This window comes from Aeromonas sp. S5(2024), assembly GCF_041403025.1.
GTDB classification, from domain to species: domain Bacteria; phylum Pseudomonadota; class Gammaproteobacteria; order Enterobacterales; family Aeromonadaceae; genus Aeromonas; species Aeromonas hydrophila.
On record NZ_JBGLRI010000013.1, the window covers coordinates 21799 to 39095 of the forward strand.

General features: G+C 62.5%; 15 protein-coding genes. 11 read left to right on the top strand and 4 right to left on the bottom strand.

Features of this window, described 5'->3' with window-relative positions:
- Positions 1-2 precede the first annotated feature (2 nt).
- The 10 genes from ACB032_RS19910 to ACB032_RS19955 all read left to right on the top strand — a co-directional run bounded on the left by ACB032_RS19910 (position 3) and on the right by ACB032_RS19955 (position 13323).
- Entirely contained in the window at positions 3-824 is an 822-nt protein-coding gene (locus ACB032_RS19910; RefSeq protein ID WP_080973092.1) for a potassium channel family protein, read from the top strand.
- Between the two features lie 152 nt (positions 825-976).
- Complete coding sequence (locus tag ACB032_RS19915) at positions 977-1582, top strand: TIGR04211 family SH3 domain-containing protein (RefSeq protein ID WP_011704726.1); 606 nt, start codon at positions 977-979, stop codon at positions 1580-1582.
- Between the two features lie 269 nt (positions 1583-1851).
- Positions 1852-5016, top strand: a complete 3165-nt coding sequence (putA, locus tag ACB032_RS19920; RefSeq protein ID WP_371138616.1) for a bifunctional proline dehydrogenase/L-glutamate gamma-semialdehyde dehydrogenase PutA — start codon at positions 1852-1854, stop codon at positions 5014-5016.
- A gap of 200 nt (positions 5017-5216) precedes the next feature.
- Positions 5217-5996, top strand: a complete 780-nt coding sequence (gene nudC / locus ACB032_RS19925; RefSeq protein ID WP_371138617.1) for an NAD(+) diphosphatase — start codon at positions 5217-5219, stop codon at positions 5994-5996.
- 142 nt (positions 5997-6138) lie between these two features.
- Positions 6139-7206: a uroporphyrinogen decarboxylase gene (gene hemE / locus ACB032_RS19930; RefSeq protein ID WP_024943205.1), complete on the top strand. Its 1068-nt coding sequence runs from the start codon at positions 6139-6141 to the stop codon at positions 7204-7206.
- A 180-nt stretch (positions 7207-7386) separates the two neighbouring features.
- On the top strand, positions 7387-8316 hold the full coding sequence (locus ACB032_RS19935; RefSeq protein ID WP_024946154.1) for an ROK family protein: 930 nt from the start codon (positions 7387-7389) through the stop codon (positions 8314-8316).
- Between the two features lie 49 nt (positions 8317-8365).
- The gene (gene epd, locus ACB032_RS19940) at positions 8366-9376 is read left to right on the top strand and encodes an erythrose-4-phosphate dehydrogenase (RefSeq protein ID WP_371138618.1); all 1011 of its coding nucleotides are present in this window, start codon (positions 8366-8368) and stop codon (positions 9374-9376) included.
- 62 nt (positions 9377-9438) lie between these two features.
- The gene (locus tag ACB032_RS19945; RefSeq protein WP_011704731.1) at positions 9439-10602 is read left to right on the top strand and encodes a phosphoglycerate kinase; all 1164 of its coding nucleotides are present in this window, start codon (positions 9439-9441) and stop codon (positions 10600-10602) included.
- A 116-nt stretch (positions 10603-10718) separates the two neighbouring features.
- Positions 10719-11798, top strand: a complete 1080-nt coding sequence (gene fbaA, locus ACB032_RS19950; protein ID WP_011704732.1) for a class II fructose-bisphosphate aldolase — start codon at positions 10719-10721, stop codon at positions 11796-11798.
- A 220-nt stretch (positions 11799-12018) separates the two neighbouring features.
- A complete protein-coding gene (locus tag ACB032_RS19955; RefSeq protein WP_371138619.1) occupies positions 12019-13323 on the top strand; it encodes an NAD(P)/FAD-dependent oxidoreductase in 1305 nt (434 codons plus the stop codon).
- A gap of 182 nt (positions 13324-13505) precedes the next feature.
- Here ACB032_RS19955 and ACB032_RS19960 read toward each other — a convergent pair whose 3' ends face one another.
- The 3 genes from ACB032_RS19960 to cutA all read right to left on the bottom strand — a co-directional run bounded on the left by ACB032_RS19960 (position 13506) and on the right by cutA (position 16130).
- Entirely contained in the window at positions 13506-13919 is a 414-nt protein-coding gene (locus ACB032_RS19960) for a hypothetical protein (RefSeq protein WP_044799226.1), read from the bottom strand.
- A gap of 124 nt (positions 13920-14043) precedes the next feature.
- Entirely contained in the window at positions 14044-15816 is a 1773-nt protein-coding gene (locus ACB032_RS19965) for a protein-disulfide reductase DsbD (protein ID WP_049046255.1), read from the bottom strand.
- Positions 15813-16130, bottom strand: coding sequence for a divalent-cation tolerance protein CutA (gene cutA, locus ACB032_RS19970; protein WP_039214661.1), 318 nt, complete (start codon positions 16128-16130; stop codon positions 15813-15815). Before cutA ends, ACB032_RS19965 begins: the two co-directional genes overlap by 4 nt.
- Before the next feature lie 193 nt (positions 16131-16323).
- On the opposite strand from cutA, the gene ACB032_RS19975 reads away from it, so the two are divergent.
- The gene (locus ACB032_RS19975; RefSeq protein WP_029302400.1) at positions 16324-16665 is read left to right on the top strand and encodes a hypothetical protein; all 342 of its coding nucleotides are present in this window, start codon (positions 16324-16326) and stop codon (positions 16663-16665) included.
- A 95-nt stretch (positions 16666-16760) separates the two neighbouring features.
- Here ACB032_RS19975 and ACB032_RS19980 read toward each other — a convergent pair whose 3' ends face one another.
- A complete protein-coding gene (locus ACB032_RS19980) occupies positions 16761-17198 on the bottom strand; it encodes a PACE efflux transporter (protein WP_011704738.1) in 438 nt (145 codons plus the stop codon).
- Positions 17199-17297: the final 99 nt, after the last annotated feature.

Here is a 17297-nt window from a genome sequence, read left to right on the forward strand (position 1 = left end):
CTTTGTCCTCAGGACTATCGGCATTATCTTCCTTTTTATTAATTCGCACCGTGCCTAAAGTGGGAAAATGTATGCGACATCACTTAACTCATCTGCGCGCCATGGATCTGCTGATGGCGTTTCTGTCGGTGATCTCGGTTTTGCTGGTCACGGCCCGCTGGTGGGGACATGCCCAGCTCACCCCCCAGACCCTGCAGCTGTTCTATGACGTCGACAGCCTGATCTGCTACTTCTTCCTCGCCCACTTCGCCTATGGCTGGGCCCGAGCCCCCGACCGGATGGCCTTCTTCAAGGCCAACTGGTTCTATCTGCCGGGCAGCCTGCCGATGGTGGAGCAGCTGCGCTGGGCCCGGCTGCTGCAGCTGTGGCGGGTCTATCAGCTGTTCAAGGAGCACCCGGACCTCTGGGCCATGTTCCGTCGCGAGCGCAACGAGACCACCCTCTCCGGCATTCTGTTCCTGTTCTTCCTGCTGCTGGGGGTTGGTTCCGGGGTCATGTATCTGATCGAATCGGGCCAGCCCGGCAGCCAGATCCAGACGCCCTACGATGCCTTCTGGTGGACGCTGGTGACCCTGTCGACCGTGGGGTACGGCGATCTGGTGCCCAAGACGGAACAAGGGCGTTTCGTCGCCAGCCTGCTGATCCTGTTCGGGGTCGGCCTGTTTGGCGCCATCAGCGGTTTCATGGCCAGCCTGTTTCTGCAGCCGGGGCGGGGGGATGGCGAGCTGGAGAAGTGGCGCCATCACCAGAGTGCACAGCAGGATCTGTTGTTGCAGGAGCTGCGTGCCCTGCGGGACGAGGTGAAGGCACTGAAACAGAAATAGGCAGCGGCGTCCGGAATGGTCGCGTCGCGGCGCAGACAAGTTGCGAGCCAGCTCTCAGCTCGGGGGGCGCCACTTTTCTTTGCTTGTCCTTTGACCCGCAGGCGGCTTAACATTCGCCAGTCACCTAACCAAACGAAGAGAACCGATCGACCATGCGCGCCCTTCTCGGGATCCTGATCTGCTTGTGTGCCCAACAGGCACTGGCCGATACCCGTTATGTTTCAGACAACATCTTTACCTTTATTCACAATGGTCCGGGTACCCAGTACCGGATCCTTGGCAGCGTCAAGGCGGGTGAGCCGCTGGACGTCAAGGCAGTGAACAACGAAGCCGGTTTCACCCAGGTGGTGGATGGTCGTGGCCGTGAAGGCTGGATCAAGAGCAGCGAGCTGCAGGGCGAGATCAGCCTGCGCGAACGGCTGCCCCAGGTGCAAAAAGAGCTGGAAGAGGCCAAGGCTCGTCTGCTGAACCTCAACGGTGACAATGAGAAACGCTTCACCGAGAAGGATGGCAAGATCGCCGAGCAGAGCAAGGAGATCGCCAGCCTGAAGGCTCAGCTGGCCAGCCAGAGCGAGGAGATGGGCAATCTCAAAGAGCAGAACGACGCCCTGACCCAGAGCTACGACAACCAGGAGCACGACATGCAGATGGACTGGTTCATCCGCGGTGGTGCCATGGTGGGTGGCGGTATCCTGCTCGGCATCCTGTTGCCCATGCTGCCCCGTCGTCGCAGCCGCGGCGATCGCTGGATGAACTGACAACGGCTGTCGGAAGCAAAGTGAAGGGTCGCCATGGCGACCCTTCTTTTTTGTCTGGAGTAAAATTGTATACAAAATAAGGCCATGAATTTTGTATGGTTAGCATATGGCGCCGATATCGTGCGTCATATGAGCCAATCAGCGATCTTTGTTAATAATAGGCAACAATTTCATTTCATCTATGGGTCGATATTGTATACATTATCGGCGTTTCGGCGGCACGGCCGCCTTCGTCGATATCAGCCCTAGGGCGTACAGGAAGACCCCATATGTTCAAAGCTACCCAAGTGCTTGCCGCTGACTATGTTCCCTCCGATCTGGCCGCCCTGCGCGAAGCCATCACCCAGAACTACGTGGTGGATGAAAATGCCTATCTGGCCGAGCTGTCGGCCATGCTGCCGGGGGATGGCGCCTCGCTGGAACGGGTGACCCAGCGTGCCCGCACCCTGGTGACTAAGGTGCGCAAGGAGAGCGGCTCCGGCGACGGCATCGACGCCTTCTTGCAGGAGTACAGCCTGGATACCCAGGAGGGGATCATCCTGATGTGCCTGGCGGAGGCGCTGCTGCGCATTCCCGATGCCGAGACTGCCGATGCCCTGATCAAGGACAAGCTCTCCGGCGCCAACTGGTCGTCCCATTTTCGCAAGAGCGACTCCACCCTGGTGAACGCCTCCACCTGGGGGCTGATGCTGACCGGCAAGATCATCAAGCTGGACAAGAAGCTGGACGGCAACCCGGCCAACCTGCTGGGCCGCATGGTCAACAAGCTGGGGGAGCCGGTGGTGCGCTCCGCCATGTACGCCGCCATGAAGATCATGGGCAAACAGTTCGTGCTGGGGCGCGACATGAAGGAAGCCCTCAAGGCGAGCCGCAAGTCCCGCGAGAAGGGTTACACCCACACCTACGACATGCTGGGGGAGTCCGCCCTGACCCTGGCCGATGCCGACAAGTATTTCGGTGACTACCAGCGCGCCATCGAGGCGGTGGGCAACGAGCGCATCAGCGACGGCGGCCCGGCCCCTTCCATCTCCATCAAGCTGTCGGCGCTGCATCCGCGCTATGACGTGGCCAACCGCGAGCGGGTGCTCGGCGAGATGTGCGAGCGGCTGGTGGGACTGGTGCGCCTCGCCCGTGACAAGGACGTGGCCATCAGCATCGACGCCGAAGAGATGGACCGCCTCGAGCTCTCCCTCGATCTGTTCGAGCAGCTCTATCGCTCCGAGGCGAACCGCGGCTGGGGCAAGCTCGGCATGGTGGTGCAGGCCTACTCCAAGCGCGCCCTGCCGGTGCTCTGCTGGCTCACCGGGCTGGCCCGCGAACAGGGGGACCTGATCCCGGTGCGGCTGGTGAAGGGCGCCTACTGGGACAGCGAGCTGAAATATGCCCAGCAGGCAGGCCTGCCCGGCTATCCGCTGTTTACCCGCAAGGCGGGCACCGACATCTCCTACCTTGCCTGCGCCCGCTACCTGCTGAGCGAGCCGACCCGCGGCTTCATCTCGCCCCAGTTCGCCACCCACAACGCCAATACCGTGGTCAGCATTCTGGAGATGGCCGGCGATCGCCAGTTCGAATTCCAGCGTCTGCACGGCATGGGGGAGGAGCTGCACAACGCCGTACTGAACGAGCATCCCGGCCTGCATTGCCGTATCTATGCGCCGGTGGGTGCCCACAAGGATCTGCTGCCCTACCTGGTGCGTCGCCTGCTGGAGAACGGGGCCAACACCTCCTTCGTCCACAAGCTGGTGGATCCCAACACCCCGGTCGACTCCCTGGCCGAGCACCCGCTGCGCACCCTCAAGCGTTACTCCAGCCTGGCCAACGATCGCATTCCGCAGCCGGTGAACCTGTTCAGCGACCGCAAGAACTCCAGCGGCGTCAACATGAACATCGTTTCCATCCAGCGTCCCTTCTTCGCCAAGCTGAAGGAGCTGGAGAGCAAGCAGTGGCTGGCGGGCCCCATCATCGATGGCGAGACCCTCAAGCGCAGCGAGGCCCGCGTGGTGCTGAGCCCGCAGGATGTGAGCCTGACCGTCGGCAAGATCCACTGGGCCGACGAGCAGGCGGTGGAGCAGGCGCTGGCCTCGGCCCATGCCGCCTTCCCGCGCTGGCGCGAGACCCCGGTGAGCGAGCGTGCCGCGGCGCTGGAGAAGCTGGCGGATCTGCTGGAAGCGAACCGCGAGCAGTTCATCTCCCTCTGTACCCGCGAGGCGGGCAAGCTGCTGCAGGACGGCATCGACGAGGTGCGCGAGGCGGTGGACTTCTGCCGCTACTACGCGGTGCAGGCTCGTGGCCTGATGGGGCAGGCGACCCTGCTGCCGGGTTACACCGGCGAGATGAACGAGCTGTTCCTGCAGGGGCGTGGCGTGTTTGTCTGCATCAGCCCGTGGAACTTCCCGCTGGCGATTTTCCTGGGCCAGGTCGCCGCGGCGCTGGCCACCGGCAACACCGTGATCGCCAAGCCGGCCGAGCAGACCGGTCTCATCGCTCACCTGGCGGTGACCCTGGCTCATCAGGCCGGCATTCCCGGCGACGTGCTGCAACTGTTGCCGGGTGACGGCGCTACCGTCGGTGCCAAGCTGACGGCGGATGCCCGCATCGGCGGCGTCTGCTTCACCGGCTCCACCGAGACCGCCAAGCTCATCAACATGACCCTGGCCCAGCGCGATGGCGCCATCCTGCCGCTCATCGCCGAGACCGGCGGCCAGAACGCCATGATCGTCGACTCCACCGCCCTGCCGGAGCAGGTGGTGCGCGATGTGGTGAGCGCCGCTTTCCAGAGCGCCGGCCAGCGCTGCTCCGCCCTGCGGGTGCTCTACCTGCAAGAAGAGATCGCGCCGCGGGTACTGGAGATCCTCACCGGTGCCCTGCAGGAGCTCAAAGTGGGCAACCCGGCCGAGCACAACACCGACGTCGGCCCGGTCATCGACGCCGAGGCCAAGGCTGGGCTGGATGCGCACCTGGTGCACATGATCCCGCGTGCCCGCCTGATCGCCCAGGCGCCGATGCCGGCCGTGACTTTGGGGGGCCACTTCGTGCAGCCGACCGCGCTGGAGATCGGCTCCATCCGCGAGCTGACCCGCGAGCAGTTCGGCCCCATCCTGCACGTGGTGCGCTACGCCGCCCGGGATCTGGACAAGGTGATCAGCGATATCAACGGCACCGGTTACGGCCTGACGCTGGGGATCCACAGCCGCAACGAATCCCATGCCGAGGAGCTGGCGAGCCGCATCAACGTGGGCAACGTCTACATCAACCGCAACCAGATAGGCGCCATGGTCGGGGTGCAGCCGTTCGGCGGGCAGGGCCTCTCCGGCACCGGTCCCAAGGCGGGCGGCCCCCATTACCTGAGCCGCTTTGTGACCGAGAAGACCCGCACCATCAACACCACGGCGGTGGGCGGCAACGCCTCCCTGCTGGCGATGGGCGATGCCTGATCGACCGTGACCAACATCAGGCCGCCTGCGGGCGGCCTTTTTCATGGGCGTTCTCATGAGCATTGAAAAGCCGCCATCTTGGGGTCGCCACCCGGCTTGCCGCGTCTTAATATGGTGGCCGGTTGTCGCTTTCATCCGTCACCGCCGCACACCCCCGGGCGCGCATCCCGACCGACGTCACAACAAAGAGTGCTGCATCTATGCCATTAACCGAACAGGCCCGCTGGTTCGTACTGGGGGGCGATCACCTCGTCCTGCTGGATGACCAGGGGCGCATTCCACAAGGCCCCCGTGCCTGTCTGCCCAGCCACTTGCAGCATGCCGCCTTTGAGCGCTTTGACGAGTGGGACGGGCTGCCCTGCCTGCTGCTGGATCTGGGGGAGGCGGCCGACACCGCGACCCTGACTCCCCTGCGCCAACTGATGGTGGTCGGGGATGAAACGGGCTTTCAGCTAGCCGGCCGCGCCTGGCAACTCGCCACCTTTCGCCGCACCCACCGCTTCTGCGGCGAGTGCGGCGCCCCCATGAGCCCGAAGGCAGGGGAGTGGGCACAAGGGTGCCGCCATGGCCACCTGGTCTATCCGCGCATCTCCCCCTGCATTATCGTGGCGGTGCGCAAGGGGCCCGCCATCTTGCTGGCGGCCCACCGTCGTCACTATCAGGCCGAGGATCCCATGTATACCGTGCTGGCCGGCTTCGTGGAGGCGGGGGAGAACCTCGAGCAGTGCGTGACGCGGGAGGTGTTCGAGGAGAGCGGCATCCGGGTGACCAATGTGCGTTACGTGGCGAGCCAGCCCTGGCCGTTTCCCCATAGCCTGATGATGGGCTTTACCGCCGATTATGAGAGTGGCGAGATCCGGGTACAGGACGAAGAGCTGGTGGCGGCCGATTTCTTCGAGGCCGACGGGCTGCCAAGGCTGCCGCCCCACGGCACCATAGCGCGGCGGCTCATCTCGCTCTGCCTCGACGAGCAAGCCTGAGGGATGCAAAGAGGGGCGCTTGTTTGCGCCCCTTCACATCTTTGCACTCCAACGGCGGCGGCAGGCGTTTGAGCCGCCCCCCGCCGCGCACAAAGTGGTATCATATCCGCCATTTTATGCTGGATATGACTCAGGAACTGGGATGAAAGAGCTGAAGAACGATCGTTACCTGCGTGCCCTGCTGCGCCAGGAAGTGGACATGACCCCGGTATGGATGATGCGCCAGGCTGGCCGCTATCTGCCGGAATACAAGGCCACGCGCGCCCAGGCGGGGGATTTCATGTCCCTGTGCCGCAACGCCGAGCTGGCTTGTGAAGTCACCCTGCAGCCGCTGCGCCGCTATCCACTCGATGCCGCCATCCTCTTCTCCGACATCCTCACCGTGCCCGATGCCATGGGGCTGGGTCTCTACTTCGAACAGGGTGAAGGCCCGCGCTTCGAGCGTCCGATCACCTCCATGGCCGACGTGCAGGCGCTGCCGGTGCCGGATCCGGAAGATGAACTCGGCTACGTGATGAACGCGGTGCGCACCATCCGCCGCGAGCTCAAGGGCGAAGTGCCGCTCATCGGCTTCTCCGGCAGCCCCTGGACCCTGGCCACCTACATGGTGGAGGGGGGCAGCTCCAAGGCGTTCACCAAGATCAAGCAGATGATGTATGCAGAGCCCATGACCCTGCACCTGCTGCTCGACAAGCTGGCCGACAGCGTGATTGCTTATCTCAACGCCCAGATCAAGGCGGGTGCCCAGGCGGTCATGGTGTTCGACACCTGGGGCGGCGTGCTCACCCCGCGCGATTACCGCGACTTCTCCCTGCAGTACATGCACAAGATCGTCGACGGCCTCATTCGCGAGCACGACGGTCGCCGCGTGCCGGTCACCCTGTTCACCAAGAACGGTGGCCAGTGGTTGGAGCAGATCGCCGCCACCGGTTGCGATGCGCTGGGTCTGGACTGGACCACCGACATCGCCGACGCCAAGCGCCGGGTCGGCGACAAGGTGGCGCTGCAGGGCAACATGGACCCCTCCATGCTCTACGCCAGCCCGGCCCGCATCCGTGAAGAGGTCGCCTCCATCCTGGCCGGTTTCGGTCACGGCAACGGCCACGTCTTCAACCTGGGTCACGGCATCCATCAGGATGTGAACCCGGAACATGCCGGCGTGTTCGTCAACGCGGTACACGAGCTGTCCGCCCAGTACCACGGCCGCTGAGCACCGCCGACAGTACAGTGAACAACGGGGCCTGCGGGCCCCGTTTTGCTGTCTGCGGCGGGGGCTGCATCCTGACCGCCGCTCGGGTTACACTGCAACCCGGTAGCGGGCGGTCGACGGCAGGCGGGCACGGCAAGGTGCACCCGGGCCTGACGCCCCAAGGTCATGGCTGGAGGCAGGATGAGCAACAGGTTGTTGGATTGGGGTATCGACCTTGGCGGTACCAAGTGCGAATGCGTGGTACTGGAAGGGGACGAGGTGCTGCTGCGCCATCGCATTCCCACCGAGCGTGCCGGCGGTTATGACCACATGATCGGCCAGATCGCCAAACTGGTGGCAGAGTGCGCCGACAAGATCGGTCAGCGGCCGACCCTCATCGGCATGGGGACGCCGGGGGCGCGGGATCCGCAAACCGGCCTGATGAAGAACTGCAACACCACTGAGCTCAACGGCAAGCCGTTCAAGGAAGATCTGGAACGCCGGCTCGGCGTGCCCGTGCTGATCGCCAACGACGCCAACTGCTTCGCGCTGGCGGAAACCCATCTGGGGGCGGTGCGTCAGCACCATCCTGATGCCAAGGTTGTGTTCGGCATCATCATGGGCACCGGAGTGGGCTCCGGCATCGTCATCAACGGCCGCATCCTCAACGGTCACCACGGCATCGCTGGCGAGTGGGGCCACAACGTGCTCTCACCCGACGGCCCCGAGTGCTACTGCGGCAAGCGCGGCTGCGTCGAGACCTTCATCAGCGGCCCGGCGCTGGAGGCCTGGTACGAAGCCAAGGCCAAGCGTCACCTCTCGCTGGCCAAGATAGCGGCGGCGACGGCTCACGACCACGTGGCCAAGCTCACCATCGACCGGCTGCATCTGCTGTTTGGCCAGGCGCTGGCCAACGTGGTCAACATCCTGGATCCGGATGTGATCGTCATCGGCGGCGGGGTCGGCAACGTGCAGAGCCTGTACAGCGTGGGACGGGAGACTATTTTGCCCTTCCTCTTTAATCCCCGCTTCGCCACCCCCATTATTGCTCCAGCCCTGGGGGACAGCGCCGGGGTATTCGGGGCGGCACTGCTGGCCCGCGGTGAATTTCAGGATGCTCTACTGTCGTGAGTCAGCCATCCGCTTGTCCCTTTGTCCCAGCTAAGGACCCAGAGTTTTCATGATCAAGATTGCCATCAACGGGTACGGGCGGATCGGCCGCAACGTGCTGCGGGCCCTCTACGAGAGCGGCCGCGACAAGAACATCAAGATAGTGGCCATCAACGAGCTGGCCGCCCCCGAAGCCATGGTGCACCTGACCCGCTTCGACACCAGCCACGGTCGCTTCCACCATCCGGTGCAGCTGGCCGGCAACAGCATGCTGGTGGGGGAGGATCTCATCTCCCTGTTCGCCGAGCGGGATCCGTCGCGCTTGCCGTGGCGGGCGCTGGGGGTGGATGTGGTGCTGGACTGCACCGGGGTGTTCGGCTCGCGGGCCGATGCCGAGCTGCATCTGGCGGCGGGGGCGGGCAAGGTGTTGTTCTCCCATCCGGCCGAGGCGGACGTGGACGCCACCATCGTCTACGGGGTCAACCATCAGATGCTGACCGGGCGCGAGCGGATCGTCTCCAACGCCTCCTGCACCACCAACTGCGTGGTCCCCGTCATCGAAACATTGCATCGAGAATTCGAGATAAATTGTGGTACTATTACGACAATTCATTCGGCCATGCATGATCAGCAAGTCATCGATGCCTACCACAGCGACTTGCGTCGAACCCGTGCTGCCAGCCAGTCCATCATCCCGGTGGATACCAAGCTGGCCAAGGGGTTGGAGCGGATCCTCCCCCACTTCGCCGGCAAGTTCGAGGCGATCGCGGTACGGGTACCGACCATCAATGTAACGGCAATGGATCTCAGTATTACTGTTCGTAAAAAAGTGACGGTTACTGACGTAAATCAAGCCCTGCAACGGGCATCCAGAGGTACATTAAGCGGTATTCTGGATTACACGGAAGAGCCACTGGTCTCCGTAGACTTTAATCATGATGCTCACTCCTGCATCATTGATGGTACCCAGACCCGGGTCAGCGATGCCAACCTCGTCAAGATGTTGATGTGGTGTGATAACGAATGGGGCTTCGCCAACCGCATGCTGGATACCACCCGGGCCATGATGGCCGCAGGCTGAGAGCCTGCACCGGGCGCAAGGTTACTGTTTTTAACATTACCTGAAAATATAGAGGACTGAATATGTCTGTTATCAAGATGACTGACCTGGATCTGGCGGGCAAACGCGTTCTGATCCGTGCTGACCTGAACGTGCCGGTAAAAGACGGCAAGGTCACCTCCGATGCACGTATCGTGGCGACTCTGCCGACCATCAAGCTGGCTCTGGAAAAGGGCGCCAAGCTGATGATCACCTCCCACCTGGGTCGTCCGACCGAGGGTGAATACAACGAAGAATTCTCCCTGGCTCCGGTTGTCAACTATCTGAAAGACGCACTGTCCTGCCCGGTTCGTCTGGCCAAAGACTACCTGGATGGCGTAGAAGTCGCCGCCGGTGAGCTGGTTGTGCTGGAAAACTGCCGCTTCAACAAAGGCGAGAAGAAGAACACCGAAGAGCTGGCCAAAAAATACGCCGCCCTGTGTGACGTCTTTGTAATGGATGCGTTCGGTACGGCTCACCGCGCCGAAGGCTCTACCTACGGTGTGGCCCAGTTCGCACCGGTCGCCTGTGCCGGCCCGCTGCTGGCGGGTGAACTGGAAGCCCTGGGCAAAGCCATGCTGAAGCCTGAGCGCCCGATGGTTGCCATCGTTGGTGGCTCCAAGGTCTCCACCAAGCTGACCGTACTGGAATCCCTCTCCAAGATCGCTGACCAGCTGGTGGTCGGTGGTGGCATCGCCAACACCTTCATCGCTGCTGCCGGTCACAACGTCGGCAAGTCCCTGTGCGAGCACGACCTGATCGACACCGCCAAGAAACTGGCTGCCGAAACCAACATCCCGGTGACCACCGATGTTGTTGTCGGTGCCGAGTTCTCCGAGTCCACTCCGGCCACCATCAAGTCCGTCGCTGACGTGACCGACGGCGACATGATCTTCGACATCGGCCCTGACTCTGCCAAGGCCCTGGCCGACATCATCATGAACGCCAAGACCATCCTTTGGAACGGCCCGGTCGGCGTGTTCGAGTTCGACCAGTTCGCTGAAGGCACCAAGGTGATCGCCGAAGCCATCGCTGCTTCTCCGGCCTTCTCCATTGCTGGCGGTGGTGACACCCTGGCTGCCATCGACAAGTTCGGCATTGCCGACAAGGTCTCTTACATCTCCACCGGCGGCGGCGCCTTCCTGGAGTTCGTGGAAGGCAAGGTACTGCCGGCTGTTGCGATTCTGGAACAGCGCGCCAAAGCCTAATTGACCCGAGACGGGGGGCAAAAGCCTCCCGTTTCGTTTATCATGTGCCCGCTGTGCCGGTTCATGATGAACCCCCCATTTTTTATTAACGGCATACGAGAACAGGACGATTAAACATGTCTAAGAAAATTTTCGACTTCGTAAAACCCGGCGTGATCACTGGTGATGACGTTCAGAAAGTGTTCGCCATCGCGAAAGAGAACGGCTTCGCTCTGCCGGCCGTCAACTGCGTCGGTACCGACTCCGTCAACGCCGTACTGGAAGCTGCCGCCAAGGTGAAAGCACCGGTTATCGTTCAGTTCTCCAACGGTGGTGCCGTGTTCACCGCCGGTAAGGGTCTGAAACTGGAAGGCCAGCAAGCTGCCATCATCGGTGCCATCTCCGGTGCCAAGCACGTTCACGCCGTTGCCGAAGCCTACGGTGTACCGGTCATCCTGCACACCGACCACGCCGCCAAGAAGCTGCTGCCGTGGATCGACGGTCTGCTGGATGCGGGCGAGAAGCACTTTGCCGAAACCGGCAAGCCGCTGTTCTCCTCCCACATGCTGGATCTGTCCGAAGAGTCTCTGGAAGAGAACATCGACATCTGCTGCGAGTACCTGACCCGCATGGCCAAGATGAACATGACTCTGGAGCTGGAACTGGGTTGCACCGGTGGCGAAGAAGACGGCGTCGACAACAGCCACATGGACCAGTCCGCCCTGTACACCCAGCCGGAAGACGTGGCCTACGCCTACGAGCGTCTGTCCAAGATCAGCCCGCGCTTCACCATCGCTGCCTCCTTCGGCAACGTACACGGTGTTTACAAGCCGGGTAACGTCAAGCTGACCCCGTCCATCCTGGACGCTTCCCAGAAGTACGTTTCCGAGAAGTTTGGCATCCCTGCCAAGTCTCTGGACTTCGTATTCCACGGTGGTTCAGGTTCCACTCTGGAAGAGATCCGCGAGTCCATCTCCTACGGCGTGGTGAAGATGAACATCGACACCGACACCCAGTGGGCGACCTGGGAAGGCATTCTGGGCTTCTACAAGAAGAACGAAGCCTACCTGCAAGGTCAGCTGGGCAACCCGGAAGGCGCTGACAAGCCGAACAAGAAGTTCTACGATCCGCGTGTATGGCTGCGTGCTGGCCAGACTACCATGATCGCTCGTCTGGAGAAGGCTTTCTCCGACCTGAACGCCATCGACGTACTGTAATTCGTTACGGTAGTTTGATTGCATGAAAAGGCGCCCTGCAGGGCGCCTTTTGCATTGCAGCATGGCGGGGTCGCCAGCGGACGTGAGCAAGGTGTCTTTCGAGGCACCTTTTGCATTTCTGTGATCCCTGCGGGCTGGATTGGCGGCGGGTGGCTGAGTATTATCGATGACAGGCCGTTTATTTTAGTAAACGCAACGCTATCAAGGCAGGATGCTGAGCATGCAGGCAGGAAAGCACTACCCCCATCAGGAGCACGTAGCCTCCTATTACGCGGCTACCCGCAACGACAATCAGCAGTGGCCTGAGCTCAGTGGCGAACTGAATGCCGAGGTCTGCATCATCGGCGGCGGTTTCACCGGTCTCAACACCGCCATCAATCTGGCCGAAGCCGGCTACAAGGTGGTATTGCTGGAGGCCAACCGCATCGGCTGGGGCGCCTCCGGGCGCAATGGTGGTCAGCTCATTCGCGGTATCGGTCACGACACCAGCCAGTTCGCCCGCTGGATTGGTGAAGAGGGCGTGCGCGAGCTCGACCTGATGGGGCTGGAGGCGGTCGAGCTGGTGCGCGAGCGGATCGAGCGCTTCAACATCGACTGCGACCTGCGCTGGGGCTACTGCGATCTCGCCACCCGTCAGCGCCATCTGGCCGGGTTTGCAGAGGAGGCGGCGCATCTGGCGAGTCTCGGCTACCGGCATGAGGTGAAGCTGGTGGCACGGGAGGATATTCACAGTGTGGTGGGCTCGGATCGCTACATCGGCGGCATGATCGACATGGGCTCCGGCCACCTGCACCCTCTCAACCTGGCGCTCGGTGAGGCGCGCGCGGCGGCCAGCCTGGGTGTGGCCCTGTTTGAGCAGTCCAGAGTGGTACACATCGACTATGGCAATCGGCTGCAGGTCACCACGGCCCACGGCCGGGTCAGCGCCGACTACCTGGTGATCGGCTGCAACGCTTATCTCAACGACCTCAACCCCGAGCTGGGGGGCAAGGTGCTGCCGGCGGGCTCTTACATCCTCGCCACCGAGGTGCTGGAGAAGCGGCTGCGCCAGCGCCTGCTGCCGCAGAACATGGCGGTGTGCGATCAGAACGTGGCGCTCGATTACTACCGCCTCTCCGCCGACGGCCGGCTGCTGTTTGGCGGTGCCTGCAACTATTCGGGCCGGGATCCTCGTGACATCAAGGCCTTCATGCTGCCCAAGCTGCTGCGGGTGTTTCCCGAGCTGGCGGATACCGCCATCGAATTCCAGTGGGGCGGCATGATAGGCATCGGGGCCAACCGGCTGCCCCAGATCGGCCGTCTGCCGGAGCAGCCCAACGTCTTCTATGCCCAGGCCTATTCCGGCCACGGTCTCAATGCCACCCACATGGCGGGCAAGCTGGTGGCGGAGGCGATCAAGGGGGAGAGCCGGGGTTTCGATCTGTTTGGCAGCGTGCCCCACATGACCTTCCCCGGCGGCCCGGCGCTGCGCTCGCCCCTGCTGGCGCTTGGCATGCTCTGGTACCGCTTCAAGGATTTGTTCTAAGGGGAGCAGGGTCGGTACACCAGCTGGCTTGATCCTGCAGCTTCTTGCAGGAATAGAGAGGGCAGTCAAACGATCAGCGTCCGCCCATCCCGTGGGTTGAACGGGGCTGCGCGCCGGATAGTGAGGGGGGGAGGGCGGATACCCAGGCCTGCGTCAGCCCGGGTTACCTGGCCGGTTGCGTGTCAGTGTGCGGGCTCGGCCAGACGCCAGCCCTGCTCGGTTTTCATCATCCACACTTCGGCCTGCTGCGGCAGCACCTGGCCCGCCTCGAACTCGCCGTATTTGCGTTCCAGCTCCATCAGCCCCATCTCCTGCTGGAAGGGGCCGACCCTGTCATAGACCAGATCCTCGTCGTGCAACACCTGCAGCTGTTCCATCCCCTGCTTGAAGTGGAGCTGGTAGCTCACCTTGACCAGATAGACTCCTTCCATGCGCTCTTCCTTGTCCAGGATGGCGAAATCACTGATCTCGAACAGAGTGGCGTCGGTGTCTGCCTGCAACTTGGCGGTGACCTGGGTCCGGATTGCCTCTTCACCTGGACCTGCGTAACAGCCATACAGCCAGAGGGCCAGCAGGGGGATGAACCACTTTTTCATCAAAACTCCGGACGAACGAGACGGGAAAGCGCAAATATTGCCACGCTGTCGATCATATACAAGGGATTGCCGGAAAAATGGCGGTCAAACCAGGGGCCCGCACGGTTGCACGGGCCACCCGGCCTCAGCGCAGCTTGTCCAGCTGGCCGAGAAATTCGGCGGGCCCCATAAAGCCGGTGACCCGCTGGCCGCTTACCTCGTTGCCGGCACGGTCGAAGAAGATCAGGGTCGGCAGCCCCAGCACGTTGAGGCCGTTGAGCAGCTCCACATCGGCATCGTCGTTGGCGGTGACGTCTGCCTGCAGCAGCACCATCTGGCCGAACCGCTCGCGCACGGCGGGGTCGCTGAAGGTCTTGTGTTCGAACTCCTTGCAGGCCACGCACCAGTCGGCATAAAGATCGAGCAGCACCGGTGTGCCGCGGGCGGCGGCCAGCTGGGTCTTGAGATCGTCCAGCGTCTTGATGCGAATGAAGGCCGGTGCCTCGGTCTGAGCGGCAGTGCTGGCACCCTGGGGTGGCAGCAGCAGATCCTTGCCCACCACCACGGCGCTGATCATGGCCAGCAGCAGTACGAAGCCGCGCAGGCTGCGACCCACCGAATGGCCCTGATGCTGGTTGTGATGATAGAGGTAGCCGCACAGCAGCAGCCCCCAGCCGAGCCAGGCCAGGGTGGTGACCTGATCGCTCCACAACCGTGACAGCAGCAGGATGGGCACCGCCAGCAGCGCAAACCCGAACAGCTGCTTGATCACGTCCATCCAGGCGCCCGCCTTGGGCAGCAGCTTGCCGCCCGAGGTGCCGAGCAGCAGCAGTGGCAGCCCCATGCCGAGCGACAGGGCGTAGAGAGCCGCGCCGCCGAGCCAGAGATCGCCGCTCTGGGCCACGTAGATGAGGGCGCCAGAGAGCGGCGCCGTAGTGCAGGGGGAGCAGACCAGGCCGGAGATCATCCCCATGATGCCGACCCCGAGCACGGAGCCACCCTGCTGGCGGTTGGAGAGGCCGGACAGCCGGGTCTGCAGGCTGCTCGGCAGTTGCAGGGTGTAGAGTCCGAACATGGAGAGGGCCAGCAGCACGAACATCACCGAGAGGCCGATCAGCACGTAGGGATGCTGCAGCGCGGCCTGGAATTTCAAGCCGGCCGACGCCACCACCAGCCCGAGCAGGGTGTAGGTGACCGCCATCCCCTGCACGTAGACGAAGGAGAGCAGGAAGGCGCGGCGGGTGGAGAGGTGATGGCCGGCCCCGGCGATGATCCCGGTCAGGATGGGGTACATGGGGAAGACGCAGGGGGTGAAGGCGAGGCCGAGCCCGAGTGCGAAGAAGGCGGCGACGCTGAGCCAGAAGCCCTGGCTGCCGAGGGCGGCCGCCAGCTGATCCTGCTGGCTGCTGGCCGGTGTGGGCTGCTCAGGTTGCTCGCTCTGCTGGGCGGTGAGCGGCTGGATGCTGATCAGCTTGTCGGTGGGGGGATAGCAGAGGCCGTCGGTACAGCCCTGATAGCTGATCTTGACGCTGGCCTGCTGGCCAGCCTCGGTCAGGGTGACGGGGATCTGCAGCTCCCGGTAATAGACCTGGGTCTTGCCGAAGAAGTCATCTTCATGCTCGGTGCCGGCGGGCAGCACCGGCTCCTCGAAGGCGAGGTTTTCCCCCTTGAAGCGAAAGCTGTGGCGATAGAGGTAGTAGTCGTCGGCGATGCGCAGGCGCAGCAGCAGCCGATTGCCCTGCTGTTCGCTCTCGAGGACGAACGCCTCGTCCACTTTCAGAAATTTGGGCTGGGCGCTTGCTTCGATGCCGAGGGCGCTCAGCAGATCCGTGCTGCTGGCGCGGGCCGGCAGTGAGCCCAGGCCGGCCAGCAGGGCACAGAGCAACAACAGGGGGAAGAGCAGGCGAGACGGAGTCATGAGGTTTCCTGTTTTATCCAGTCGAGATAGGGCTGATGGCCCTGGCTTGTGGGCAGCGCCAGGATCTCCGGCACCTCATAAGGGTGATGAGCAAGAATGCACTGGCGCAGCGGCTCGAACAGGGCGGCGTGCGACTTGATGATGAGCTGGATCTCCGTGGCCCGTTCGATCTGGCCCTGCCAGCGATAGACGGAGGTGAGGCCGGGCAGCTGGTTGATGCAGGCCGCCAGCCGCTGGTTCAGCAGTTGTGCACAGATGAGGTCGGCACTGGCCTCATCCGGGCAGGTGCAAAGCACCAGAATGGTGTCGGTCATGGTGAAATATCTCGTCCGATCGGGGCGGCTCGGCGCCCGTAAACCAGTGGCTACTATACCTAGCGACGGGTCAAATAGCATCTGGCGCACTTTGCGGCTGCGACATGAAAATAAGTGGGGGGCATGAGATAGACGCTGTCAGGGCGACAAGGCAGAATGAGCGGGCTTGTTCCCATTCGACGTAAGGAAATGTATGACCCAACAGAATGAGCAGCAGAGAAACCGCATGTTGAGCCTGTTGCGCGAAGGTGAGCGCCGTATGTTGGTGCAACTGGCCGGTCTGCTGCGTACCAGTGCCGATGAAATCAATGCCGAGCTGGAAAAAGAGGAGTTGCTGGATACCCTCGAGCAACCGGTCACGGTGGAGTATCTCAACGGCGTGGTGCAGCACCATCTGTTCGAGCGCCTGCACAAGGGTGACATGGTCGCGGCCCAGCGGCTGTTGACCCAGTACCAGAGCGACATCGAGGCCATGCTGACGCAGGAGTCGGCCGAGGCAGAGACCCCGACCGAAGAGCTGAAGGCACAAGCCTGAACGCCGCGGCAGGCCCGCCGGGCTTGTCCTCCCCCAGCACCATCATGCCCCTTGCATGATGGTGCCTCGTTTTTCCTGCCGTTTTTTGCCGTGGTTCAACCCAGTGCGTTCTGCTGCCACTGGCCCGGGATCGGGTACACCTTGTCATAGCTCCAGTTGTAGATGAAGGCGTAGACCAGATAGAAGGTCACGAAGCCGATGTTGAGCGCCAGTGCCGCCAGCAGGGCGAGATCCAGCCACCAGGCGATGACCGGCAGGGTCAGCGCCATGAAGCCCCCTTCAAAGCCGAACGCATGGACCACGCGCTGCCACAAGGTCTTGTGCGGGTGCCCCTGGTACTTGAGCAGCAGCTTGTCGAAGCCGATGTTGTAGACATAGTTCCAGACGGTGGCCAGCACCGAGAACAGGATGGCCAGCGGCCCCATGTGGCTGAGCTCGATACCTGTGACCCAGCTGGCCAGGGGGGCGGCGATGAGCAGACCTATCACTTCAAAGCCGATGGCATGGCGGATACGGTCGTTGCGGGTACGCATAAATTCCTCTCTTTAAACAGGTATGTTGACTGACTGGTTGGCAATCTATCCCTATTTGTTGATAGTTTCACGTTGGTATCCATCGCTAAAATAGATAGA